The following is a 22,919-nucleotide window of genomic DNA, read 5'->3' on the forward strand; positions in this document are numbered from 1 at the left end:
CCCCTGCCGGGTTTCAGCGGGACTTCCTCACTTTCGGCGCCGGGGTCGCGCGCGCGGTTTTCGCGGCGTTTTCGAACACGGCCAACACCTGCTCCAGATCGCTTTGCTCGCCGCCGTCTAGCGGCACGGCGAAGCTGAGATCCTTCACGGCCTTCGCCACTCGCCGGATATTTCCCGGTGTCGAGTGGGCAAGCATGCCGGGAATGGCTTCCATCGCGGCGTCTGGCTCCATGCGCAGCAGCCCGGCCTGACGCCGGATCATCTCGCGGAATTGCTCGATCGAAATATCCTTCTCGCCGCGTGGCAGCGATCGCGCGAGATTGAACTGGCGCTCATCCGCTTCACCGTGCAGACGATGTACCCAGAGCAGCGCACGAATGCCGGCTTCGAGCAATCCGCCTTGACGCAGTTCGTGGCGACGCTGCGCCAGCGTTTCCCGGACAAACGCCATGTGTTCCGGCGATGTGCCCGGATGCACGCGCACCGCTGCGCCGTCGCTGCCATGCAGCCCGGCGAGCGCTTGTACCCATGGTTGCCCGTAAATCAGTTCGAAGGCCTTCTCATAGCCATCGTCGCGCATATCGCGATAGAAGTTGAGCGACTGCTCGATGGCGTTTGAAATCGACGATTCCAGTGCGAGGAAGGGGTTGTCCGGCGCCACCGGACGACGCGTTTCACGCACGCGATTCGCTTTCTCGGCGATGGGGGCGGCAAATGGATTGCGATCCGACCAAAGCTCGTAGCTCACGCGCAGCGGATGCAACAGCCGCATCCAGTACGCCGAGTTGGGCGTGACCATCGCGCGGACCCACGGTTGCACAAGACTGCGGTACAACCCGAGATTGATGTCAGACAGATGTGCCACCGCCGCGAAGCGCCGATCGCTCTCGGCGTCCGGCTGCACAATGGCGCGCACATCTGCGACGCTGCGCCGCTGAATCGACATCACGTAATCGCCATCGATCAATTCCCGATGCGGCGTGTCCTCCGTCTTGTCGGCGATCTGTGCCTGATAGATGCCCGCCGGCAGCACATCGATCAGATCGATATTGCTGACGAACTTGCGATGCTCCTTGCGACCGGTGCTGCCCGACACAAAGATGCCGAGATGGCCGATGCTGTCATGCGTGGCATACACGATCGTCTGATCGTGGCTGAGCACTTCCGCGTCGTCGCGATACATGTCCGTCACGAAGCCCAGCGCCTGAGGCGGCGGCGTAATGTTGTCGCCATACGAGCAGAACACCACGATGGGCGAGCGGATATTGCGCAGATCGATCCGGATGCCGTCGCTCGTGATCAACTCCGCGCTCGTGAGCCGGTTGCCCACGAACAGGTTATCCACGATGTACTGCATCTCCTGCGCATTGAGGAACACATGCCCGCCCCAGTATTTCTCGAAGCTGAGATAGCGCGGTGCCTCCGTATCGACGTTGGCGTAAAGGTGATATTTCTTGCGCCACAGCGTATTCGCCGGGTCGAGATTTTCGAAGTTCTGCACCAGCCACGCGCCGTCGAAGCGCCCGTCGCCCAGATCGCTCGTGAGCGCCGTCAACCAACTGCCGCCCAGCAGACCGCCCGAATAACGCATCGGATTGCGCCCGCGCCAGCCGGCCCAATAAGACAACGGTGCGCCGGCTACGATGATCGGCCCGAACAGTTCCGGACGCATCGCCGCCGTCATCAACACCTGCCAGCCCGCCTGACAATTGCCAATCACTGCCGGCTTGCCCGCGCTCTCGGGATGCAGCGAAATCACCTTCTCCAGAAACGCGGCTTCGGCGTGCATCACGTCTTCGACCGTCTGGCCGGGTACCGGATCGGGCAAAAAGCCCACGAAATAGCACGGATGTCCCGCTCGCAGGGCCGCGCCGATCTCGCTGTCGGGCTTGAAGCCACCGATGCCCGGGCCGTGGCCCGCGCGCGGGTCGACTACCACGAACGGACGTGCGTTAGGCAGCGTGGGCGTTTCCTCCGGCGGCAGAATGCGCATCAATGCGTAGTTGCACGGGCGCGGGAGGTCGTGCGCGTCGAGGACTACCTCGGCAGGAAAATCGAGCACATTCGGCGCCGATTCGGCGAGGTGCGCCTGATACTGGTTGCCGCGCTGACGCAACACATCCGCGTACAGCACGCTGCGCTGCCACGCATCGACGGCATACTCCGCGGCCGCGGCCATCCACGGCAAGTTGGCCATCCACGGATTGGCGGCCGACCACGGGGTATCGGCTGCCTGGGTCGCGTCAGCAGAGGAGGTGGCGCGCGAAGCACGGCGTTCGAGTGCGGCAGACGACTTGGCAGACATGGCAAAGACCTCGCAAATCGGGCATGACAGGAGGGCCGAACGCGGTTGGGGGCACGGACCGCATGGACCACACAGTCCACACAGCCCGCGCAGCCCGCACAGACATTAGGCCATCGAACTGAGCGTGCGGCGAAAACGCCGCAGCGAGAAGGCGAAGAACACGGCGCCAATGACCGCGAGCGCCACGAACTGCACCCACACGACGCCGATCCCGGCGCCGCGGAACAGGATCGCCTGGCCCAGCTCGACGAAATGCGTCGTGGGTGCGGCAAGCATGATGTCCTGCACGAGCTTCGGCATGCTTTCGCGCGGCGTGTTCCCGCCCGAGAGCATTTGCAGCGGCAATAACACCAGAATCAGCAACATGCCGAACTGCGGCATCGATCGGGCGAGTGTTGCGAGAAAGATACCCATCGACGTCGTGGCGAACAGGTGCAGTGTCGCGCCCAGCAGGAACAGCGCCACCGAACCGCCGATCGGCACATGCAGCGCCCCGCTCACGATCAGCCAGAGCGACATGGCCGCTGCGATCAGCACCACCAACCCCATCGACCATACCTTCGCCAGCATGATCTCGGTCGGTGTCACCGGCATGACGAGCAAATGCTCGATCGTGCCGTGCTCACGCTCGCGAATGAGCGCAGCGCCCGTGAGAATGATCGAGAGCATCGTGATGTTGTTGATGATCTGCATCAGCGCGCCGAACCAGGCACGTTCGAGCGTCGGGTTGAAGCGCACCCGCAACGCCAGATCGACCGGCAATTCCGGCGTCGATCGGTAACGCTGGAGAAACTCGCGGACCTCCGCCGATACGATCTGTTGCACATAACCGCTGCCGGAGAACGCCTGACTCATGCGCGTGGCATCGACATTGAGCTGAACTTGTGCGGCGCGCCCTGCCAGAATGTCGCGCTGAAAATTGGGCGGAATATTCAGCGCGAACGTGTACGCGCCTTCGTCCATACCCTTGTCGACGGCGTCGGCCGTAATCATGCGCGGCAGGGTGAACTGCGGCGGATAGAACGCCGAAACGATGCGTTGCGAGAGTGGCGACACGTCTTCGTCCACAATGGCAATCGGTGCGAGGTGCAGCGTGTCGGGCTGGGCCGTCGCTGCCGAATACACCGACGCCGTGAACGTGTAGACGATCAGCACCAGCATCATCGGATCGCGCACCAGACTCCAGAGCTCTTTCACCCCGAGCCGGAAGATGTTCGCCAGATGCCGCCGCCACGCATGCGCGCGCCGGGCTTTCGCGAGACCGGCCGTGGCCGGTGGTGCGGGCGGGGGAGACGCTTGCGGTGCGCTGGGGGTGGCCATCACTTGTCCTGTTTCTTGAGGAGCAGGATCGTGGCGCCCAGAATGACGGGCACGGCAACGAGCATCGGCCAGAAGGCGTTGCCAAGATCGGCAAACCCGAGCGCCTTGTTGAAGACGCCACGGCTGATAATCAACATGTAAGTCGCCGGATAGATCTCGCCGATGAACCGGCCCGAGCCCTCCATCGAGGGCACCGGCGTGAGCATCCCGGAGAATTGGATCGCGGGAATCATCGTGCCGATCATCGTGAAGAACAGGGCCGCGATCTGGCTGCGGGTGAAAGTCGACGCGAGCAGGCCAATGCCCGTGGCGACGACGTTGAAAATGAAGACGGCGGTGACCAGCGTAAGGAAACTACCCTTGATCGGCACACCGAACAGCGTCACGGCGATGAGTGCCATGAGCAGGAAGTTGAGCATCGCGAGCGCGACGTAAGGGATCTGCTTGCCGATCAGGAATTCCGTGCGCGACACCGGCGTGACATACAGATTCAGAATCGAGCCGAGTTCTTTCTCCCGTACCACGGACAACGCCGTGAGCATCGCGGGCAACATCAGCAATAGCAGCGGGATGACGGCGGGCACCATTGCCGGAAGACTCTTTACGTCGGGGTTATAGCGATAGCGTGTCTCGATATCGAGCGACGCCGTTGGCCGCACGCCGAGGCGTCGCAAAGACTGATCGGCCAGCCAGTTCTGATGCATGCCCTGCACGTAACCCTGCACCGTCTCCGCCCGCATCGGCATCGCGCCGTCGATCCATGCGCCGATCTGCACGGCCCTGCCGTGCGACACGTCGCGGGCGAACCCCGGCGGTATCTCAATGGCCAGCGACAGCTCGCCGTTGCGCAGGCGCCGGTCCATGTCGTCGTAATCGGTGATGGGTCGTTGCTCGACGAAGTAGCGCGACCCCGCAATGTTGAGCGCGTAGTTCTGGCTGAGCGTGGTCTGGTCGCGGTCGAGCACGGCGTAACGCAGGTCTTCCACGTCCATGCTGATGCCGTAGCCCATCACGAGCATCAGGACGAGCGAGCCCACCAACGCAAGCGTGGCACGCACGGGGTCGCGTTGCAGTTCCAGCGTCTCGCGCCACAGGTAACTGATCATGCGGCCGAGTGAAAACGCCTTGTGGCTCGCATGCGTGGCCTCGGCGGCGGTGTCCGCAAGCGTTGTGTTCGGCGATCCGGACGCCTCGGCAGTATGGGACGTTTCGGGGGCTTCGGGCGTACCGCCGCCCGCTTCGACCAGGTATTCGATGAACGCCTGCTCCAGCGTAGCCGCGCCTTTATCCTGCGTGATCTTCGCGGGCGGATCGGAGACGAGCACTTTGCCCGCGTGCATCAGCGAGATGCGGTCGCAGCGGTCCGCCTCGTTCATGAAGTGCGTGGAGATGAAGATTGTCACGCGATCCCGGCGAGACAATTCGACCAGCAGGCGCCAGAAATTGTCGCGGGCCACCGGATCGACCCCCGAGGTCGGTTCGTCGAGAATCAGCAGTTCGGGTTTGTGTACCATCGCCACCGCAAGCGACAGCCGCTGGCGCATGCCCAGCGGAATGCTGTCCGGCAGGGCATCGAGTACATCGGCCAGACCGAAGCGCTGCACCATCTCCGCCACGCGCGCGCCGACTTCTGCCTCGGGAACATGGAACAGCCGCGCGTGCAGCACGAGGTTCTGATGCACCGTCAACTCGGTGTACAACGAGAACGCCTGCGACATGTAGCCCACGCGACGGCGCGTATCGATATCTTTCGGATCGACCTCGTTGCCGAAGAGCCATGCCTGACCTTCGCTCGCTTGCAGCAGGCCGGTGAGCATCTTCATCGTGGTCGATTTGCCGCATCCGTTCGAGCCGAGAAAGCCGAAGATCTCGCCGCGACGAATACGAAAATCGACATGATCGACAGCGATAAAATCGCCGAACCGCATGGTCAGCCCTTTGGCCTCGATGGCGATTTCCGTATGCTCGTCGATATGCAGCGGGGGAATCACGACCGGCTCGTAGCCGATCTTCTTGTCGTCCGGCAACAGGTCGATGAATGCGGCTTCGAGGTTGTCGCGGTGCGTACGCGCCAGCAATTCGGCCGGCGTACCGGTCGCGAGTACTTTGCCGGCGTCCATCGCCACGAGCCAGTCGAAGCGCTGCGCTTCGTCCATGTACGCGGTGGCGACGATCACGCTCATGGCCGGACGCTCCCGGCGAATGCGCGCGATCAGATCCCAGAACTGCGCGCGGGCAAGCGGGTCGACGCCGGTTGTCGGTTCATCGAGAATCAGCAGATCCGGATCGTGAATCAGAGCGCAGCACAGGCCGAGCTTCTGCTTCATCCCGCCCGAGAGCTTGCCGGCCGGACGTTCGAGAAACGGATGCAGGCCGGTGCTTCGCGTAAGGTCATCGATGCGGCGGCGACGCTCGGCAGCGTTGTGGCCGAACAGGCGCGCGAAGAATTGCAGGTTCTCTTCGACGGAGAGCGTCGGGTAGAGATTCTTGCCAAGCCCCTGCGGCATGTAGGCAATGCGCGGGCAAACGAGATCGCGGTGGGCTTTGCTCGCCATGTCGCCGCCGAGGGCCTCGACCGTGCCCGTCTGCACTGCGCGCGCCCCCGCGATGAGCGATAGCAATGTGGACTTGCCGACACCGTCCGGGCCGATCAGACCGACCATGCAGTTGGCCGGAATGTCGATGCCCACGTCGTCCAGCGCTAGGGTTTTGCGGCCGTAACGCAGTGTCACGCCGGCGACGTGGACGACCGGCGGCACAGCATGTCCCGGTGGCGAGCGAAGCATGGGGGGCGCGGTCATGATGCGCGCCTCACTGCGGCAGCTTCGTCTGCAATTGGGCCGGCCACGGCGCCTGGCTGTCGGTCTTCACCCATGTGACACCGGGCAGGCCGGTCTTCACGAGCGCGAGGTGCTTTTGCAGCAATTCCGGAGCAATTTGTGCGCGCACGCGGAACATGAGCTTCTGACGCTCGCTCTCGGTCTCCACGGTTTTCGGTGTGAATTGCGCCGTGCTGGAAACGAACGAGATGCTTGCGGGAATCACGTACTGCGGCGCCGCGTCGAGAATGATGCGCGCCTCGGCGCCGATGGCCAGACGCCCCGCCACCGTTTCGGGCAGGAAGAACGTCATGTAGACATCCGACAGGTCAACGAGGTTGAGTACCTTGCCGCCAGCCGCCAGCACTTCGCCCGGCTGTGCCACACGATATTGCACGCGGCCGTCGCGCGGCGCCTTGAGTTCGCTGTCAGTGATATCGGCTTCGATACGGTTGACGGTGGCCTGCGCGGCTTGCACAGTCGACCGGGCTCCGGTGACCTGAGCGTTGGCGGCTTCCACGGCCGACTGCGCGGCGGCGACTTGCGCGCGAGCGGCGTTGACAGCCGCGCGTGTGCTGCGAACCCGTGCACGGTCGTCGTCCAGTTCCTGCACCGACGAGGCGCCTTCCCTGGACAATGTCTCCGAACGGGACAAACGCCGTTGCGCCGCATCGAGTTCGGCTTCGCGGGCGGCGACATTTGCCTCGGCCGTCGCCTTGTCGGATAGCCTAGCGGCGGCCTGTGCCTGAATGGCTGCGACGTTGGTCACTGCCTGCTGATACTGCGCGCGCGCTTCGTCGCGCTGCGCGTTGAGCGTGTCGATCTGCATCTTGGCGAGCACCTGACCCGCTTTCACGAAATCGCCTTCCCGAACGTAGATGGCTTCGACACGGCCGGCAAGCTTGGTCGCGACGTCGACTTCCGTCGCTTCGATCCGGCCGTTTCCACTTGCGAAACCCTCGCCGGGGCCCGTGTGGCTGTAAGTCTTCCACCCGTACCAACCCAGCCCGATCACGGCGAGCACGATCAGCGCGGGAACCAGTTTCTTGGCATTGGGAAGCGTCATGTTCTTTTGACCTCTTGAATTTATTGGACGGCTGGCGCGGCGTTAGTCGGACTTGCGGCACCCGTCCCGTCAGGTGGCGACGGTTCGACGACGCGAGGCGTGCGTGCGAACGGTCCACCCGGCGCGGCGGCGGCCGGCATGAGGCGGCTGCCCCCGCCAAGCGCCGTGTAGAGCGACACGCGCGCGGACAGCAGCGCGCGGCGCGTCTGCACCGTTTGTTGTTCGATGGCGAGGAGATCGCGCTGCGCGTCGAGCACTTCGAGGAAGGCTGCAGCGCCGTGGTCGTAACGCAGTTTGGCAAGCCGTGCGCGTTCTGCCTGCGCGTCTTGCGTCGCTTGCAGGATCGTGACCTGATCGGCCAGCCAGCGGCGTGCGCTCAAGGCATCTGCCACGTCGCGGAACGCGCCCTGAATCGTCTTCTCGTAATTCGCCACCGACTCCACGCGTCGGGCCTCGGCGAGATCGAGATTGTTCACGAGGCGTCCGCCCTGAAAGATTGGAATATTGATGCTGGGCGTGAATGTCCATGCGGCGCTGCCCGCCTTGAACAACCCGTCGAGCGCGCTGCTTGCCGTGCCCACTGAGCCGGTGAGCGTGATCTGCGGGAAAAAGGCTGCGCGCGCCGCACCAATGTTCGCGTGAGCGGCACGCAATTGGTATTCGGCGGCGATGATATCGGGCCGGTCTTCCAGCAACGACGAGGGCAGGCCGGGTTCGAGGTCGCGCATCAGACGCGCGTCGTCGACCGTGCGATCCAACGCCAGCGGCGACGTGTCAATCGGCGCCCCCACTAGCACTTGAAGCGCATGGGCCTGTGTGGCGCGCTGTTGCTGGAGTTGCGTGACGAGCGCACGCGCTTGTTGCCATAGCGTGGTGACTTCGGTGAGATCGAGCTTTGATGTCGAGCCGACCTGCTCGCGACGCGTAAAGATACGCAACGACTCGGCGCGGCTGTCCACCGTCTGCTGCGCGAGGGCAATGCGTTCGTCGAACTCGCGCAAGCTCAGCCACGTCTGCGCGACTTGCGAGATCAGGCTCAGTTCAAGGGCGCGACGAGAGGCATCGGAGGCCAAATAATCATCGAGCGCAGCATCCTTCAGATTACGGATGCGTCCCCAGAAGTCCAGCTCCCAGGTCGACAAGCCGAGGCCGACCTGATACTGGCTGCTGATGTAGGGGTTGCCGGTGAGACTCAGATCGCGCGGCAGCCGCTGACGTGTCTCGCTGGCGCCGGCGCCCAGTGAAGGAAACAGATCGGCGCGTTGAATGCCATAAGCCGCTCGCGCTTGTTCGACACGGGCGAGCGCGACGCGCAGATCGCGGTTATTGGCCAGTGCGGTCTCGATGAGGCTGCGCAACTGCGGATCGGCGAAATACTCGCGCCAATCGAGCGCAGACGCCGGTTGTGCGGCGGCAGTGGCGGCAGATGGGCTGACATCGGGCGTCCACACATCGGCCACTGGAGCCTCGGGGCGCGCATAAGTCGGCGCCATCGAAATGCAGCCGCTAAGCAGGGTAGCGACAAGTGCGGCTGTCGCGGCAATCGCGAAGGTGTTCGCGACGCCAGAATGCATACGTGAATTGCATGGTTTCGCCATAGAAGCTTCGACCTCCCGACGGACACCTAACTATAGCTCGGTGACGTAAATCGGCGTATACCAGAGAGGTCGAAAAAAAGCGAACGGTTGTGCTAAATCAACAGGGGCCCCGAATCGAGTAGAGCATCGACTCAGGGCCCTGTGAATTTAGATGTCACGCGCATGCAATATAAGGAAAGCGTTCGCGTTTCAAACAGCGGCTTGCTTTACTTTGGTGCGGTAGCGCACGGCAGTGGTCCGCGCGCCGTATGGCTGAGTACTGGTTCAGTACTCAGCGTCGAGACCGTCCTGCACCTGTTCGGCCGCACGCAGCACGGCACGCGCCTTGTTTTCCGTCTCTTGCCATTCGGATTCGGGTACCGAGTCGGCCACGATACCGGCAGCGGCTTGCACATACAGATTGCCGTCCTTGATCACGCCCGTGCGAATCGCGATGGCGACATCCATTTCACCACCGAACGACAGATAGCCCACGGCGCCGCCGTACAGGCCGCGCTTGACCGGCTCGAGTTCGTCGATCAGTTCCATGGCGCGAACCTTCGGTGCACCGGTGAGCGTGCCGGCGGGGAACGTGGCACGCAGTACGTCGATGTTCGACAGTCCGGGTTGCAGACGGCCTTCCACCGAACTCACGATGTGCTGCACATGCGAGTACTTCTCGATGACCATCTTGTCGGTGACTTCCACTGTGCCTGTCTGCGCGATGCGGCCCACGTCGTTGCGCGCCAGATCGATGAGCATGACGTGTTCCGCGATTTCCTTCGGGTCGCCAAGCAATTCGGTCGCCAACTCAGCGTCGCGTTCGGGCGTGGCGCCACGTGGGCGGGTGCCGGCCAATGGGCGAATCGTCACGATTTCATGCTCGCCGTCGGGCGTTTGACGACGCTCCTGACGCACGAGGATCTCGGGCGACGCGCCCACGACCTGGAAGTCGCCGAAGTTGTAGAAGTACATGTACGGCGACGGATTCAGGGAGCGCAGCGCGCGGTAGAGCGACAGCGGGGCGTCGCGATAGGGTTTGATGAGGCGCTGGCCGACCTGAACCTGCATCAATTCGCCCGCTTCGATCGCTTCCTTGGCCTTCGCGACGGCCGCGAGGTAATCCGGCTTGGCGAACTCGCGGAAAGTTTCGGTACGCACGCTGCCGGACGTGACCGGGGCGTCGACCGGCGCCTTCAGGCGGGCGCGCAACTCGCGCAGGCGCAGGCGTGCTTTCGAATAGGCTTCCGGCTGCGTGGGATCGGCATAGATGATGAGGTAGAGCTTGCCGGTCAGATTGTCGATGACAGCGAGTTCTTCCGTGAGCAGCAACTGAATGTCGGGCAGGTTCAGATCGTCGCGCGGCGTGGTGTGCGCGAGCTTCTTCTCGATGTAGCGCACGGCGTCGTAGCCGAAGTAACCGGCGAGGCCACCGCAAAAGCGCGGCATGCCCGGCCGCAGCGCCACTTTGTAGCGCGCCTGAAACTGGGTGATGAACTCAAGCGGATCGCCGTCATGGGTTTCGACGACGGCACCGTCGCGTACCACTTCGGTTTTCGGACCGAAGCTGCGCAGCAGCGTGTGGGCCGACAGGCCGATGAACGAGTAACGGCCGAAACGCTCGCCGCCGACGACGGATTCGAGCAGAAAGGTGTTCGCGCCACGGCGATCGCCCAGCGCCAGCTTGAGATACAGCGAGAGCGGCGTATCGAGATCGGCGAAGGCTTCGGCGATCAGCGGAATGCGGTTGAAGCCCTGATTGGCCAGCGATTTGAATTCGAGTTCGGTCATGTTGCACTCTGCCTGCAAGTTTGCCGGCGGGTGAGCCCGCAGATTCGGCGTGGATTGGCGTTGAGAATACCTGAGTCGTGTCGGGGTGGATGTGCTGACCCACACCGGGGCTTGGTGAGCGCGCACGCATATGCGATGCGACGGCGACGACCGCGTCTCGGTGAATCCGCGCGCCGTACGAGACGGCGTGCCGATCTATGACTTCTTGGGAACAACAACGATGCAAGAAACGGGTTGCTGAAGACGAACTCCAGCGGTCCCGGCCACCCCTTTGAAGGGTTCAGCAGGACCAGCGTCGCCAGGGCCAGGCCCCCCGGTCGATCACGCTAAGACTCCGTTTCTTGTTCAGGAACATGCGCTTGAATGGCAGTGTGGACGATGGCGAACTCAGCTCGCCAGAGAGGGCGTTGCTTCGGGCAGAATGGCCCGGGCAGCGCCCAGAATTGAGGCGACTATACCATCCGTGTCGATCGTTTGTATAGATTCGCCATGGTTGTAACCATACGGCACCGTGAGCGACCGGCAGCCCGCCGCGCGGGCGGCTTGCGCGTCGTTGGCCGAGTCGCCGACCAGCACGGCTTGCGCCGGCGAAACACCGAACGCTTCGCAGGCTTTGACCAGCGGCATCGGGTCGGGCTTGCGCTTGGGCCATGAGTCGCCGCCGTACACGAGGTCGAACTGATCGGACAGGCCGTAGTGCTCGAGCAAGGCCACTGCAAAGCGATGCTGCTTGTTGGTGATGCACGCCACCGGCAGACCGGCGTTGCGCAATGCCGTCAGCCCTTCGCGCACTTCGGGATAGAGGGTCGTGTGCTCGCCGTTGATCGACGTATAGACGGCTTCGTACTTGTCCTGCGCACGTTCGAACAGCGCGTCGATGTCGGCTTCGGGAAACCGCTCGGCGAGGGTCTTGCGCACCAGATTGGCGGTGCCTTTGCCCACGAAGGTCATCAGGCGCCCGGTCGGTACCGGCTCGGCGCCCAGATCGGCCAGCATGGCGTTGAGCGCCACGCTGAAGTCGCCTGCCGTGTCGACGAGCGTACCGTCGAGGTCGATCAGCACCGCGCGGATGCCGTCCAGTCGAAGCGGATGGGTCATGCCACGCTCGCGAGTTGGGCGCGCATCTCGTCGATCACCGCCTTGTAGTCGGGTTTGCCGAAGATTGCCGAGCCGGCGACGAATGTGTCGGCCCCGGCGGCAGCGATTTCGGCGATATTGTCGACCTTCACGCCGCCGTCGATTTCCAGACGAATCTCACGGCCGGTGTCGGCGGTGTAAGCGTCGATGCGCTCGCGCACGGCGCGCAGCTTGTTGAGCGCCTCGGGAATGAACGACTGGCCGCCGAAGCCGGGGTTGACCGACATGATGAGCACCATGTCGAGCCGGTCCATCACATGATCGAGGTAATGCAGCGGGGTGCCCGGGTTGAACACGAGGCCGGCCTTGCAGCCGTTGTCGCGAATCAGGCCGAGCGTACGGTCGATGTGTTCCGACGCTTCCGGGTGAAAAGTGATCAGATTGGCGCCGGCCTTGGCGAAATCGGGCACGATGCGGTCGACCGGGCGTACCATCAGGTGCACGTCGATGGGCACGTCCACATGCGGGCGGATTGCCTCGCACACCATCGGGCCGATGGTCAGGTTGGGAACGTAATGGTTGTCCATCACGTCGAAGTGAATCCAGTCGGCGCCCGCCGCCACGACGTTGCGGACTTCTTCGCCCAGCCGGGCAAAGTCGGCGGACAGGATGCTGGGGGCGATACAGAATTGCGTCATGGCGAGGGCGGGAGTAGCGTCAAAAGCGATATTTTAAAGCTTTCGCCTGACCCCTGCCCGCTGTGAGCCGAAGGGAGGGGGGGAGCGCGCCCCAAACGAGCGCTTTGCCTGCGTGTTTGCCGGTTGCGACCTGCGACGACTTGCCGCAGAATGCCTTGCAAAACAAGAGGGCGCATGTGCCGCACGTCCATCACGATGGCGCTCGCGGCCAGCGCCGCACCACACGCAGTCTGAGCTGTCAGACCAGAAAGTCATCAGAGAGCACCATGCGCAACAGGAACACCCGATGAGCCAGTACGAATTTACCGTCACGGTGCGCCCGCAATATCTCCCGGAGCAATCGGAACCGGATCGTCGGCAATTCGCCTTCGCCTACACGATTACGATTCGCAACAGCGGGGAAGTGCCGGCCCAACTGATTTCGCGTCATTGGGTGATCACGGACGGCGACAACCATGTGCAGGAAGTGAACGGTCTGGGCGTGGTCGGCCATCAACCGTTTCTGCAACCCGGTGAGCAATTCGAGTACACGAGCTGGGCCATGGTCGCCACGCCCGTGGGCACGATGCGTGGCGAGTACTTCTGCGTGGCAGAGGATGGCACGCGGTTCGAAGCGCCCATCGCCGAGTTCGCGCTGACCATGCCGCGCACCTTGCACTGAGCCGGGGAGGCGCAGGGTGTTCGCACGTCAGCGGCGGTCGTCGGACCAGTCTTCCCGTTTGAGCGGATCGTCGGCGTCGCGCTCGGCCGGGTCGGAGTTTCGCGGCCCGGCGGGACCGATCGGGTCGACGGTATCGCTCGGCATCGGCCGGATGGCGCGCATTTGGCGAACTCTGCGTTTGGGCGACGGTTTGCGTCGCATCACGACAATAGCGGCGACGATCACGATCGCCAGCAACACTTCCGGCAGGACCAGCAAGGCCGGATATTCATCGAACAGATTACCCATGACGCTCTTCCTGAATGTGTTCGGGCGGTGGCGCGCCGGCCGGGGCCTGGCGCTCGCTGCGTTTGCCGCACTGCTTTACGGTTGTTCGAGTGTGCCTCCTTCGGGCACCTATCGTCCAGGCACGCCGCCGTCGACGGTCGCGACACCGCCCTCGGGCGCCGGCCGCATGCAGGCCGTGTCGTGGTCGCAGGTCGAGGGCTGGCAGGACGATTCGCTCATCGGCGCGCGCCTCGCGCTTTCGCAGAGCTGCGTGAAGCTGGGGCGTCAGAGCAACTGGCAGCCGGCCTGTCGCGCGGCAGAGCATCTCGACGATCTGGACCCGGCGGCAGTGAGGCAGTTCTTCGAACAGTACTTTACGCCGTTTCGTATCGCGAACTCCGACGGCACGCAAACGGGCCTGATCACGGGCTACTACGAACCGTTGCTGCATGGCTCGCGCGTGCGCGGCGGTATCTATCAGACGCCGCTTTACAAATGGCCCGCCGGCCGTAAAGCCGGATCGCTGCCCGCGCGTGCCGAACTCATGCGTAGTGGCATGTTGCGCGGTTACGAGCTGGTCTACGTGGACGACCCCATCGAGGCGTTCTTCCTGCAGGTGCAAGGTTCCGGTCAGGTGCTGCTCGACGACGGCACGGTGATGCGCGTGGGCTATGCCGGCAACAACGACCAGCCTTACAAGTCGATTGGACGCTGGTTGATCGATCGCGGCGAGATCACGGCCGCGCAGGCGACAATGCAGGGCATCCGTGCCTGGGCGCGTGCCAATCCGTCGCGCGTGGACGCGCTGCTGGATGTGAATCCGCGCTTCGTCTTCTTCCGCGAAATGCCTAACCACGGCGTGGGCGGCATCGAAGGCCCGATTGGCGCGCTGGGCGTGCCGCTCACGGCAGAGCGTTCGATTGCCGTCGATCCGGCGTCGATCCCGCTGGGCAGCCCGGTGTTCCTCTCGACCACGCGTCCGCCCTTCGGCGCTCAGGCGAATGCGCCGATCAACCGGCTGATGTTCGCGCAGGATACAGGCAGCGCCATCAAGGGCGGCGTGCGCGCCGACTTCTTCTGGGGGCTGGGCGACGACGCGGGTGATCTGGCCGGACGCATGCGCCAGAGCGGCCGGATGTGGGTATTTCTGCCCAACCAGTGAGGTCGCGCTTCAACGAAAAAAGCCCGCGATATTCGCGGGCTTTTTTTGATGGCGACGAATGCGCAATCAACGCGGACGCTTATCCACCACCCGGCGTGCCTTGCCCACCGAGCGCTCGATGCCGCCGACGGGTTTCACGCGCACGGCACACGACACACCGATGAGTGTCTTGATGTCGCGCTTGAGTTCGCTGCCGGCTGTTTGCAGTGCGCTGTCGTCGTGGCAACCCACGGCCGCTTCGACTTCCACCGCCATCGTGTCCATCGGACCTTCCTTGTCCAGAATGATCTGATAGTGCGGCGAGAGCACCGGCTGACGCAGCAGCAGTTCCTCGATCTGCGAAGGAAACACGTTCACGCCGCGAATGATCATCATGTCGTCCGAGCGGCCGGTGATCTTCTCCATGCGACGCATCGTGCGTGCCGTACCCGGCAGCAGACGCGTGAGATCGCGCGTGCGGTAACGAATGATCGGCAGCGCTTCCTTGGTGAGCGAGGTGAACACCAGTTCGCCGAACTCGCCGTCGGGCAACACTTCGCCCGTCTCCGGGTCGATGATTTCCGGGAAGAAGTGATCTTCCCAGATGGTCGGTCCGTCTTTCGTTTCGGCACATTCGCAAGCCACGCCCGGGCCCATCACTTCCGACAGACCGTAGATGTCGACCGCGTCGATGCCCATGCGCTTTTCGATGGCCGAGCGCATGTCGTTCGTCCAGGGCTCGGCCCCGAAGATACCGATACGCAGCGACGAGTCGGCCGCCACCATGCCCTGACGTTCGAGTTCGTCGGCAATCGCCAGCATGTAGCTCGGCGTGACCATGATGATGTCGGGCTTGAAGTCCTGGATCAGTTGCACCTGCTTTTCGGTCTGTCCGCCGCCGAACGGGATGACCGTCAGGCCTGCGCGCTCCGCACCGTAGTGCGCCCCAAGACCGCCCGTGAACAGACCGTAGCCGTAGCTGATGTGCACCTTGTCGCCGCGGCGCGCGCCCGATGCACGGATCGAGCGTGCGACCAGATCGGCCCACGTGCTGATGTCGTTGGCGGTGTAGCCCACGACCGTCGGCTTGCCCGTAGTGCCCGAAGATGCGTGCACGCGGGAGACCTGCTCCATCGGTACCGCAAACATGCCGAACGGATAGCTGTCGCGCAGATCCTGTTTCGTCGTGAACGGGAACTTGGCCAGATCGGCCAGCGAGGTCAGATCGTCCGGATGGACGCCGGCTTCGTCGAATTTCCGGCGATAGACCGGCGAATTCTCATAGGCATGCCGCAACGTCGTCTTCAGACGTTCGAGCTGAAGGCTGCGCAGTTCGTCGAGGCTCGCTTTCTCGATCGGCTCGAGCGGCAGGGCGGTGGTCATGACTGTCTCCTTGGGGCTTTCTACTACTTACTGTTGCTAACTTTTACGCAGGTGTCTCGCGAACCCGTATCCGGACTCGCGTATTGCCGGGGCGTGTCAGACGACGTTGCCCTTGATCTGTGCGGACTTGCCGCGGAACATTGCGACCACGTCGCCGGCCGAGTTCGTCAAACGAATGTCGTAAATCCCATGACGCCCCGAGAGCACCTGCTCTTGCGCTTCTGCCGTGAGCGTGTCGCCGCCCGCGACCGGCTTCAGGAATTCGATGCTGCACCCGGCCGCCACCGTGTTGATGTTGTAGCTGTTGCACGCAAATGCGAAGGTCGAGTCGGCCAGCGTGAACATCAGGCCGCCGTGGCAGATGGCGTGACCGTTGAGGAATTCGTCACGAATGCGCATCGTCATGCGTGCATAACCCGGACGCACTTCCTGCAATTCCATACCCAGCCACTGGCTCGCACGGTCGCTGCGGTACATGGCCTCGCCCGTGGCGCGGGCAAGTTCTTCCGGGGTCATCTCGCTGCTTGCCTTGGGGGCGGGGGAGGTCAGGCTCATGGTGTCTCTCGTCTTGTTATGGTGTCGGTCTCTCGCGCGGCGCGGGCGGTCTTGGCGGGCTTCGTGCATCGCTGCCGGGCTTGCGTTTGTGTTTTCCGTGCGCGGTATCCGTGATCCGCAGTCAGCGGCCTTCGAATTTCGGCGCGCGTTTCTCGAGGAATGCGTTCACGCCTTCGGCATAGTCGTACGAAGCACCCAGCGCACGTTGCCCATCGCGCTCGAGATCTAGCTGCTGGTCGAGCGTGTGGGTGGTCGATGCGTACAGCGCTTCCTTGATGGTCGCGAGCGCCCTGGTGGGTTGTGTCGCCAGGTGGACGGCAAGCTTTTGGGCTTCGGCGAGCAATGCCTCGTCGTCGACGCAGCGCCAGATCAGCCCCCACTGTTCGGCCTGCTCGGCCGAGAGCTTGTCGCCGAGCATCGCGAGCCCCATCGCGCGGGCCATGCCCACGCGCTGCGGCAGGAACCATGTGCCGCCCGTGTCGGGCACCAGACCGATCTTGACGAACGCCTGCACAAAGTTGACCGATGCGCCCGCGAGCACGATGTCGCAGGCCAGCGCCAGATTGGCGCCCGCGCCTGCGGCGATGCCGTTGACTGCCGCGATCACCGGCAGCGGCATCGCGCGCAGTTTGCGCACTAGCGGGTTGAAGTTCTCGTCGATCAGCGCGCCCAGATCGGTCGAAGCGCCCGGCGTAAAGTCGAGATCCGCCAGATCCTGCCCCGCGCAGAAGCCGCGTCCGGCACCGGTCAGCACAATAGCGCGCGCGCCTTGTGCCTGTGCGGTATCGAGGGCGTCGCGCAGTTCGGCGTGCATCTGCCGGGTGAAGCTGTTGAGCTTCTCGGGGCGATTGAGCGTGATTGTCGCGACGTTGGCTTGCAGCGTCAGTTGAACGGTGGCGGTCATCGGTGTCTTCCTCCGGGTGTCTTCTAATGTCGAGGGCGGTGCGAACGATCAGACGCGCTCGATGGCAATCGCAATGCCCTGGCCTACGCCGATGCACATCGTGCACAGAGCGAAGCGTCCGCCCGTGCGGTGCAACTGGTACATCGCGGTGGTCACCAGACGCGCGCCCGAAGCCCCCAGCGGATGGCCCAGCGCAATGGCGCCGCCGTTCGGGTTCACGCGGGCGTCGTCGTCGGCAATGCCGAGTTGGCGCAACACGGCCAGACCCTGACTCGCGAAGGCTTCGTTCAGCTCGATTACGTCGAACTGATCCAGCGTCATGTTCAATTGCTTGAGTAGCTTGAGCGTGGCCGGGGCCGGGCCGATGCCCATGATGCGCGGCGCGACACCGGCGGTCGCCATGCCGAGTACGCGTGCTCGCGGCGTGAGGCCGTGCAGCTTCGCGGCGCTTTCGCTGGCGAGCAGCAGGGCGCACGCGCCGTCGTTCACGCCCGAGGCATTGCCTGCGGTGACGGTGCCGTCCGGACGCACCACACCCTTGAGCTTGGCCAGCGACTCGAGACTGGTCGCGCGCGGGTGTTCGTCACGATCAACGACGATCGCGTCGCCCTTCTTCTGTGGGATGGAGACCGGCGTGATTTCCTGAGCGAGCGTGCCGTCGGCCTGTGCGCGCGCGGCCTTTTCCTGACTGCGCAGCGCGAAGCGGTCCTGGTCTTCGCGGTTGATCTTGAAGTCGTCGGCCACGTTTTCGGCCGTCTCCGGCATCGAATCCACGCCGTATTGCGCCTTCATCAACGGATTGATGAAGCGCCAGCCAATGGTCGTGTCGAAGATCGCGGCCTGACGCGCGAACGCGCTGTCGGCCTTGCCCATCACGAACGGCGCGCGGGTCATCGACTCTACGCCGCCGGCAATCATCAGCCCGGCTTCGCCCGCCTTGATGGCGCGCGCTGCGCTACCGATGGCGTCCATGCCCGAACCGCACAGGCGGTTGAGCGTGGCGCCCGGCACGTCGATCGGCAACTCGGCGAGCAGCGCGGCCATGCGCGCCACGTTCCGGTTGTCTTCGCCCGCCTGATTGGCGCAGCCGTAGATGACATCGTCGATCAGCGTCCAGTCGACGTTCGGATTGCGCGCCATGAGCGCTTTGAGGGGGATGGCGCCGAGGTTGTCGGCGCGAACGTCTTTCAGGGCGCCGCCGTAGCGGCCGATGGGCGTGCGGATCGCGTCGCAGATGAAGGCTTCGGTCATGATGTCTCGTTCCTGTCTTTTCTTGGGGGCGGGGTGCGCGGCGGCCGCGCGACGGCAATTGCCTATGGTAGTGGCTTACCGTCGCGTTGGCGCGTGCCGTGAGGTGCTTTGCCGCCCCCTCTATCTATATAGATGTGTCGTGACGCTCAGGCCGCACCGGTGTCGGACTTCGCCGGCACGTGGTGGCGGCTCTGTACGACACGGAAGCGATTCGCAACGAACGCCGCGTCGGCAAGGCTGGCGTTTGCCGCCGGGTTGCCGCCAGTGCCGTGGTAATCCGAGTAGGCGGCGGACTGGTTCACGAACACGCCGCCGGTCAGGTTGAGCGACAGTGCGACGCGACCTTCGATGGCGGCGTCGAGTGCCTGGGCTTCGCCTTCGGGGGTCGTCGTGTAAGCCGACAGCGTGAGGGCGCCGTGTTCTGCGGCGGTGCGCCCGGCCAGCGCGAACGCTTGTGCGCTGTTGTCGACGGCGATCACGAAGGCGATCGGGCCGAACCACTCGCGGGTGTAGACGGTGTCGTCAGCGACATCGAGGGCGACGATCAGCGGTGTGCGCACGCGGGCATCGGCAAACGCCGGGTGTTGGAGCGTCTGGCTGTCGAGCACGATGCGGCCGACTTTGCGGGCTTCGTCGATACGGGCGAGCACACCTTCGTTCTGAATCGCGCCGAGCAGTTCGACCGCCTTGGCCGGGTCGCTGCACGTTTTCTGAACGCTGCCTGCGATGGCGGCCACGACGTCGTCGAACGACACTTTGCCGTCCGGTGTCTGGATACCGTCGCGCGGAATGTAGATGTTCTGCGGCGCGGTGCACATCTGACCCGAGTACAGCGCCAGCGAGAAGCCGATGTTGCGGGCCATCCCTTTCAGGTCGTCTGTCGAATCGATCACGATCTGGTTGACACCGGCCTTCTCGGTGTAGACCTGCGCCTGACGGGCGTTGGTCTCCAGCCAGTCGCCGTTGGCGGTGCTGCCGGTGAAGTCGATCACACGCACTTCATTGCGCTTGGCCAGTTGCTGGACGATAGCGCCATCGTTCGGGTTGGTGGCGGCGAGCGTGACGACATCCGGATCGAAACCGGCTTCCTTGAGAACTTCGCGGGCAATCTTGACGGTGATGGCCAGCGGCAGAATCGCGCCCGGATGCGGCTTGACGATGACGGCGTTGCCCGTGGCCAGGCTGGCGAACAGACCCGGGTAGCCGTTCCACGTCGGGAACGTGCAGCACCCAAGCACCAATGCCACGCCGCGCGGCACGACGGTGTAGCGCTTTTCCATCGCGAGGGCCGGGTTCTTGCCTTGCGGTTTTTCCCAGTAAGCGTTTGCCGGAATGCGGCGCAGTTCGTCCCAGGCGTAAGCCACGGCTTCAAGGCCGCGATCCTGAGCGTGCGGACCGCCGGCCTGGAAGGCCATCATGAAGGCCTGGCCCGTCGTATGCATCACGGCGTTGGCCATTTCGAAGCTGCGGGCGTTCAGACGCTTGAGGATCTCAAGCGACACGCCGACCCAGGCGTCCGGCGAAGCGGCACGATACGACTTGTGGGCATCGGTCACACGGGCGAGCAGGGCATCGATCTCGAAACCGGGATAGGTCGTGCCGAGTGCAAAGCCAAACGGCGACGCCTCCTGGCCCACGCTACCCGTGCTGCCGCGCTGCTCGAGCGGGAAGGCGGCGTTCAGGTATTGCTTGAAAGCGGCTTCACCGTCGGCGGCGGCCGTTTCGCCATACGCACGCGGGCTCGGCATTTCCGTGAACGGGCTCCAGTAACCACGCGTGGCGATGGCCTGAAGGGCGCGCTCGAGAGTCTCTTGGTGTTTGGCGAAGAGGGGATGAGTCATGGTTGTGGATGTGTCCGTGTCGGGATGCGGCTGGCGGATTCGCTGTCTGCCGGCGGGCACGCTCGTGCGGGCGCGCGGCAAGACGCAGGGAACGGCACCGGGTCGTCGTCGATATGTCTCATGAACATTAATTGACCGACCGGTTGGTTTGTTAATATAGCATCAAATCTTCCGGGCGTGGCGCGCGATGATGCCGGGTTTTCCCCGACGGCTCACGCGGTATCCGGGCAGACATGGCGGCGCGCATTGCGCATGACCCGGCGCGGGTTGGCGGGCCGTTTGCTTGGCGGAACGAGAGGTGCGTGGCCGGGGGATCGATGGCATCATGCCTAACCACTGCAGTCGACGCCCGGCGAGTCCGTTACCCGGATTTGCCGCGTGCGCCGCAGCGCCGTTGCGAACCAATGGCGTGTTCATCGCCTTATGCCTGTTTCCGGCGTTTGCGAGGGTGTCATGCCCAGGCGGCGCCAGCCCCGAACCACAAGACGAGACTTTGACTGGAGGAAGAAGAGGATGACGTACGAGAACATTTTGGTGGAGACGCGCGGCCGCGTCGGTCTGATCACGCTGAATCGTCCGAAGGCGCTCAATGCGCTGAACGATGCGCTGATGGACGAGTTGGGGACCGCGCTGACCGCTTTCGACGCCGACGAGGCCATCGGTTGCGTGGTGATTACCGGTAGCGAGAAGGCGTTCGCGGCAGGGGCCGACATCGGCATGATGTCCAAGTACACCTTTGCCGACGTATTCAAGGGCGATTACATCACGCGCAATTGGGAAACCGTGCGTCGAATCCGAAAACCGGTGATTGCTGCGGTATCGGGTTTCGCCCTCGGTGGCGGGTGTGAGCTGGCGATGATGTGCGATTTCATCATCGCGGCCGACAACGCAAAGTTCGGACAACCGGAAATCAAGCTCGGCGTAATTCCGGGCGCGGGCGGCACGCAGCGTCTCACGCGCGCGGTGTCGAAAGCCAAGGCGATGGACATGTGTCTGACAGCGCGTTTCATGGACGCGACCGAGGCGGAGCGCGCTGGTCTCGTATCGCGCGTAGTGCCTGCCGACAAGCTGCTCGACGAGGCGATCGGTGCTGCCACGACCATCTGCGAATACTCGCTGCCGGTTGTGATGGCGGCCAAGGAAGCGGTCAACCGCGCGTTCGAATCGACACTCGACGAAGGCGTGCAGTTCGAGCGTCGCGTGTTCCATTCGCTCTTCGCGCTTGAGGACCAGAAGGAAGGCATGGCGGCATTCGTCGAGAAGCGCAAGCCGGTTTTCAAACATCGATGAGCTTGTCGTAAAGCCGGGATGACCTCCTGTGCGGGGGGCGTCCTATGATAGTCTGCCGGTTTTTTCAGCAAGGGACGAATCGATGGCGACTAAACGACGTGCGTTCGCGCTGGCCCTGGTCGTGGCCTCCGGGCTGCTGTTGGGGGCTTGCGGGAAGAAGGAAGAATCGGCTGCGGGCCGGTCGGTCGGACCGGATGGCGCGCAACCTGTGTACGTCGTCGGTTCGGATGCCGCTTATGCGCCATTCGAGTTTGAAACCGATACCCGCCAGATCGCTGGCTTCGATATCGATGTGATGAAGGCCGTCGCCGACAAGGCGGGCATCTCCATCCGATTCATCAATACGCCGTTCGAAGGCATCTTCAATTCGCTGGTGCAGGGGGATCGGGACATTTTGATTTCGGCCATCACGATTACAGATGAGCGCCGCAAGCAAATGGATTTCTCGACGCCTTATTTCGAGGCATCGCAGTTGATCGCCGTGCCGATCAATTCGACCGTGCAGAAGTTTGACGATCTGAAGTCGATGAAGGTCGGTGTGCAGACGGCGACCACGGGCGACGAAGTGGTTCAGAAGCTCATGGGCAAGAACAATCCGTCGGTCAAACGCTTCGAGGGCACGCCGCTGGCGATGAAGGAGCTTGAGGCGGGAGGTGTCGATGCGGTGGTGGCTGACAACGGCGTCGTGGTGAATTTCATCGCGAACAATCCGGATGCAAAATTGCGTACGGTTGCCGATAGCAGCTTCCCGAAGGAGTATTACGGCATTGCGGTGCGTAAGGGCGACACCGAGCTGTTGGCCAAGATCAACAAGGGCATTGATGCAATCAAGTCGGACGGCACGTACGACGCGATCTACGAGCGCTACTTTGGCAAGAAGTCCTGAGGTATCGCGCGCCCTATCTAAGTAGCATCGGCACCTGCGGGTGCCGATGCCTGATGAAAAAGCCCCGTCGAGACGGGGCTTTTTCAT

18 protein-coding genes are annotated in these 22,919 nt (G+C 63.5%); 4 read left to right on the forward strand and 14 right to left on the reverse strand.

The annotated features are described in order from the left end of the window. Nucleotides 1-13: 13 nt before the first annotated feature. The 8 genes from AT395_RS03000 to rpe all read right to left on the reverse strand — a co-directional run bounded on the left by AT395_RS03000 (nt 14) and on the right by rpe (nt 12,653). A complete protein-coding gene (locus tag AT395_RS03000) occupies nt 14-2,305 on the reverse strand; it encodes a DUF3141 domain-containing protein (protein ID WP_376738402.1) in 2,292 nt (763 codons plus the stop codon). A 105-nt stretch (nt 2,306-2,410) separates the two neighbouring features. After that, on the reverse strand, nt 2,411-3,625 hold the full coding sequence (locus AT395_RS03005; protein WP_082164670.1) for an ABC transporter permease: 1,215 nt from the start codon (nt 3,623-3,625) through the stop codon (nt 2,411-2,413). Continuing rightward, nucleotides 3,625-6,426, reverse strand: coding sequence for a ribosome-associated ATPase/putative transporter RbbA (gene rbbA / locus AT395_RS03010; RefSeq protein ID WP_269432137.1), 2,802 nt, complete (start codon nt 6,424-6,426; stop codon nt 3,625-3,627). Before rbbA ends, AT395_RS03005 begins: the two co-directional genes overlap by 1 nt. A gap of 10 nt (nt 6,427-6,436) precedes the next feature. Further along, nucleotides 6,437-7,510, reverse strand: coding sequence for an HlyD family secretion protein (locus tag AT395_RS03015; RefSeq protein ID WP_042113212.1), 1,074 nt, complete (start codon nt 7,508-7,510; stop codon nt 6,437-6,439). A 20-nt stretch (nt 7,511-7,530) separates the two neighbouring features. Continuing rightward, nucleotides 7,531-9,084 (reverse strand): efflux transporter outer membrane subunit, encoded by a 1,554-nt coding sequence (locus AT395_RS03020; protein ID WP_045852648.1) that lies wholly within the window; start codon nt 9,082-9,084, stop codon nt 7,531-7,533. 288 nt (nt 9,085-9,372) lie between these two features. After that, nucleotides 9,373-10,878 carry an anthranilate synthase component I gene (gene trpE / locus AT395_RS03025; RefSeq protein ID WP_042113210.1) on the reverse strand — a complete coding sequence of 502 codons (1,506 nt, stop codon included), beginning with the start codon at nt 10,876-10,878 and terminating at the stop codon, nt 9,373-9,375. A gap of 387 nt (nt 10,879-11,265) precedes the next feature. After that, nucleotides 11,266-11,976, reverse strand: a complete 711-nt coding sequence (locus AT395_RS03030; protein ID WP_042113209.1) for a phosphoglycolate phosphatase — start codon at nt 11,974-11,976, stop codon at nt 11,266-11,268. After that, nucleotides 11,973-12,653: a ribulose-phosphate 3-epimerase gene (gene rpe, locus AT395_RS03035; RefSeq protein WP_042113208.1), complete on the reverse strand. Its 681-nt coding sequence runs from the start codon at nt 12,651-12,653 to the stop codon at nt 11,973-11,975. The genes AT395_RS03030 and rpe overlap by 4 nt, the downstream gene beginning before the upstream one ends. 286 nt (nt 12,654-12,939) lie before the next feature. Between rpe and apaG the strand changes: the two genes are divergently transcribed. Further along, nucleotides 12,940-13,314, forward strand: coding sequence for a Co2+/Mg2+ efflux protein ApaG (gene apaG, locus AT395_RS03040; RefSeq protein ID WP_039375444.1), 375 nt, complete (start codon nt 12,940-12,942; stop codon nt 13,312-13,314). A gap of 27 nt (nt 13,315-13,341) precedes the next feature. Here apaG and AT395_RS25455 read toward each other — a convergent pair whose 3' ends face one another. Next, complete coding sequence (locus tag AT395_RS25455; protein WP_048628100.1) at nt 13,342-13,602, reverse strand: hypothetical protein; 261 nt, start codon at nt 13,600-13,602, stop codon at nt 13,342-13,344. On the opposite strand from AT395_RS25455, the gene mltA reads away from it, so the two are divergent. Further along, entirely contained in the window at nt 13,601-14,743 is a 1,143-nt protein-coding gene (mltA, locus tag AT395_RS03050) for a murein transglycosylase A (RefSeq protein ID WP_048628099.1), read from the forward strand. The genes AT395_RS25455 and mltA overlap by 2 nt on opposite strands. A gap of 66 nt (nt 14,744-14,809) precedes the next feature. Here mltA and paaK read toward each other — a convergent pair whose 3' ends face one another. From paaK to paaN, 5 genes are all read right to left on the reverse strand, one after another. Next, the gene (paaK, locus tag AT395_RS03055) at nt 14,810-16,105 is read right to left on the reverse strand and encodes a phenylacetate--CoA ligase PaaK (protein ID WP_042113203.1); all 1,296 of its coding nucleotides are present in this window, start codon (nt 16,103-16,105) and stop codon (nt 14,810-14,812) included. Between the two features lie 96 nt (nt 16,106-16,201). Then, a complete protein-coding gene (paaI, locus tag AT395_RS03060; RefSeq protein ID WP_172417036.1) occupies nt 16,202-16,660 on the reverse strand; it encodes a hydroxyphenylacetyl-CoA thioesterase PaaI in 459 nt (152 codons plus the stop codon). A 121-nt stretch (nt 16,661-16,781) separates the two neighbouring features. After that, nucleotides 16,782-17,564: a 2-(1,2-epoxy-1,2-dihydrophenyl)acetyl-CoA isomerase PaaG gene (gene paaG, locus AT395_RS03065; RefSeq protein WP_042113199.1), complete on the reverse strand. Its 783-nt coding sequence runs from the start codon at nt 17,562-17,564 to the stop codon at nt 16,782-16,784. Nucleotides 17,565-17,612: 48 nt separating this feature from the next. Continuing rightward, nucleotides 17,613-18,815 (reverse strand): 3-oxoadipyl-CoA thiolase, encoded by a 1,203-nt coding sequence (gene pcaF, locus AT395_RS03070; protein ID WP_048628098.1) that lies wholly within the window; start codon nt 18,813-18,815, stop codon nt 17,613-17,615. Between the two features lie 146 nt (nt 18,816-18,961). After that, the gene (paaN, locus tag AT395_RS03075) at nt 18,962-20,656 is read right to left on the reverse strand and encodes a phenylacetic acid degradation protein PaaN (RefSeq protein WP_048628097.1); all 1,695 of its coding nucleotides are present in this window, start codon (nt 20,654-20,656) and stop codon (nt 18,962-18,964) included. A gap of 513 nt (nt 20,657-21,169) precedes the next feature. Between paaN and AT395_RS03080 the strand changes: the two genes are divergently transcribed. After that, a complete protein-coding gene (locus AT395_RS03080; protein WP_042113194.1) occupies nt 21,170-21,946 on the forward strand; it encodes an enoyl-CoA hydratase in 777 nt (258 codons plus the stop codon). 82 nt (nt 21,947-22,028) lie between these two features. Then, complete coding sequence (locus AT395_RS03085) at nt 22,029-22,832, forward strand: basic amino acid ABC transporter substrate-binding protein (RefSeq protein WP_042113191.1); 804 nt, start codon at nt 22,029-22,031, stop codon at nt 22,830-22,832. Nucleotides 22,833-22,919 lie beyond the last annotated feature (87 nt).

This window comes from Pandoraea apista, from assembly GCF_001465595.2.
Taxonomy (GTDB): Bacteria; Pseudomonadota; Gammaproteobacteria; order Burkholderiales; family Burkholderiaceae; genus Pandoraea; species Pandoraea apista.

What these genes read in the sequence shown, in the direction of transcription:
- AT395_RS03000 (WP_376738402.1), bottom strand. Translation starts at nt 2,305, where the DNA reads ATGTCTGCCAAGTCGTCTGCCGCACTCGAACGCCGTGCTTCGCGCGCC.
- AT395_RS03005 (WP_082164670.1), bottom strand. Translation starts at nt 3,625, where the DNA reads ATGGCCACCCCCAGCGCACCGCAAGCGTCTCCCCCGCCCGCACCACCG.
- rbbA (WP_269432137.1), bottom strand. Translation starts at nt 6,426, where the DNA reads ATGACCGCGCCCCCCATGCTTCGCTCGCCACCGGGACATGCTGTGCCG.
- AT395_RS03015 (WP_042113212.1), bottom strand. Translation starts at nt 7,510, where the DNA reads ATGACGCTTCCCAATGCCAAGAAACTGGTTCCCGCGCTGATCGTGCTC.
- AT395_RS03020 (WP_045852648.1), bottom strand. Translation starts at nt 9,084, where the DNA reads ATGCATTCTGGCGTCGCGAACACCTTCGCGATTGCCGCGACAGCCGCA.
- trpE (WP_042113210.1), bottom strand. Translation starts at nt 10,878, where the DNA reads ATGACCGAACTCGAATTCAAATCGCTGGCCAATCAGGGCTTCAACCGC.
- AT395_RS03030 (WP_042113209.1), bottom strand. Translation starts at nt 11,976, where the DNA reads ATGACCCATCCGCTTCGACTGGACGGCATCCGCGCGGTGCTGATCGAC.
- rpe (WP_042113208.1), bottom strand. Translation starts at nt 12,653, where the DNA reads ATGACGCAATTCTGTATCGCCCCCAGCATCCTGTCCGCCGACTTTGCC.
- apaG (WP_039375444.1), top strand. Translation starts at nt 12,940, where the DNA reads ATGAGCCAGTACGAATTTACCGTCACGGTGCGCCCGCAATATCTCCCG.
- mltA (WP_048628099.1), top strand. Translation starts at nt 13,601, where the DNA reads ATGACGCTCTTCCTGAATGTGTTCGGGCGGTGGCGCGCCGGCCGGGGC.
- AT395_RS25455 (WP_048628100.1), bottom strand. Translation starts at nt 13,602, where the DNA reads ATGGGTAATCTGTTCGATGAATATCCGGCCTTGCTGGTCCTGCCGGAA.
- paaK (WP_042113203.1), bottom strand. Translation starts at nt 16,105, where the DNA reads ATGACCACCGCCCTGCCGCTCGAGCCGATCGAGAAAGCGAGCCTCGAC.
- paaI (WP_172417036.1), bottom strand. Translation starts at nt 16,660, where the DNA reads ATGAGCCTGACCTCCCCCGCCCCCAAGGCAAGCAGCGAGATGACCCCG.
- paaG (WP_042113199.1), bottom strand. Translation starts at nt 17,564, where the DNA reads ATGACCGCCACCGTTCAACTGACGCTGCAAGCCAACGTCGCGACAATC.
- pcaF (WP_048628098.1), bottom strand. Translation starts at nt 18,815, where the DNA reads ATGACCGAAGCCTTCATCTGCGACGCGATCCGCACGCCCATCGGCCGC.
- paaN (WP_048628097.1), bottom strand. Translation starts at nt 20,656, where the DNA reads ATGACTCATCCCCTCTTCGCCAAACACCAAGAGACTCTCGAGCGCGCC.
- AT395_RS03080 (WP_042113194.1), top strand. Translation starts at nt 21,170, where the DNA reads ATGACGTACGAGAACATTTTGGTGGAGACGCGCGGCCGCGTCGGTCTG.
- AT395_RS03085 (WP_042113191.1), top strand. Translation starts at nt 22,029, where the DNA reads ATGGCGACTAAACGACGTGCGTTCGCGCTGGCCCTGGTCGTGGCCTCC.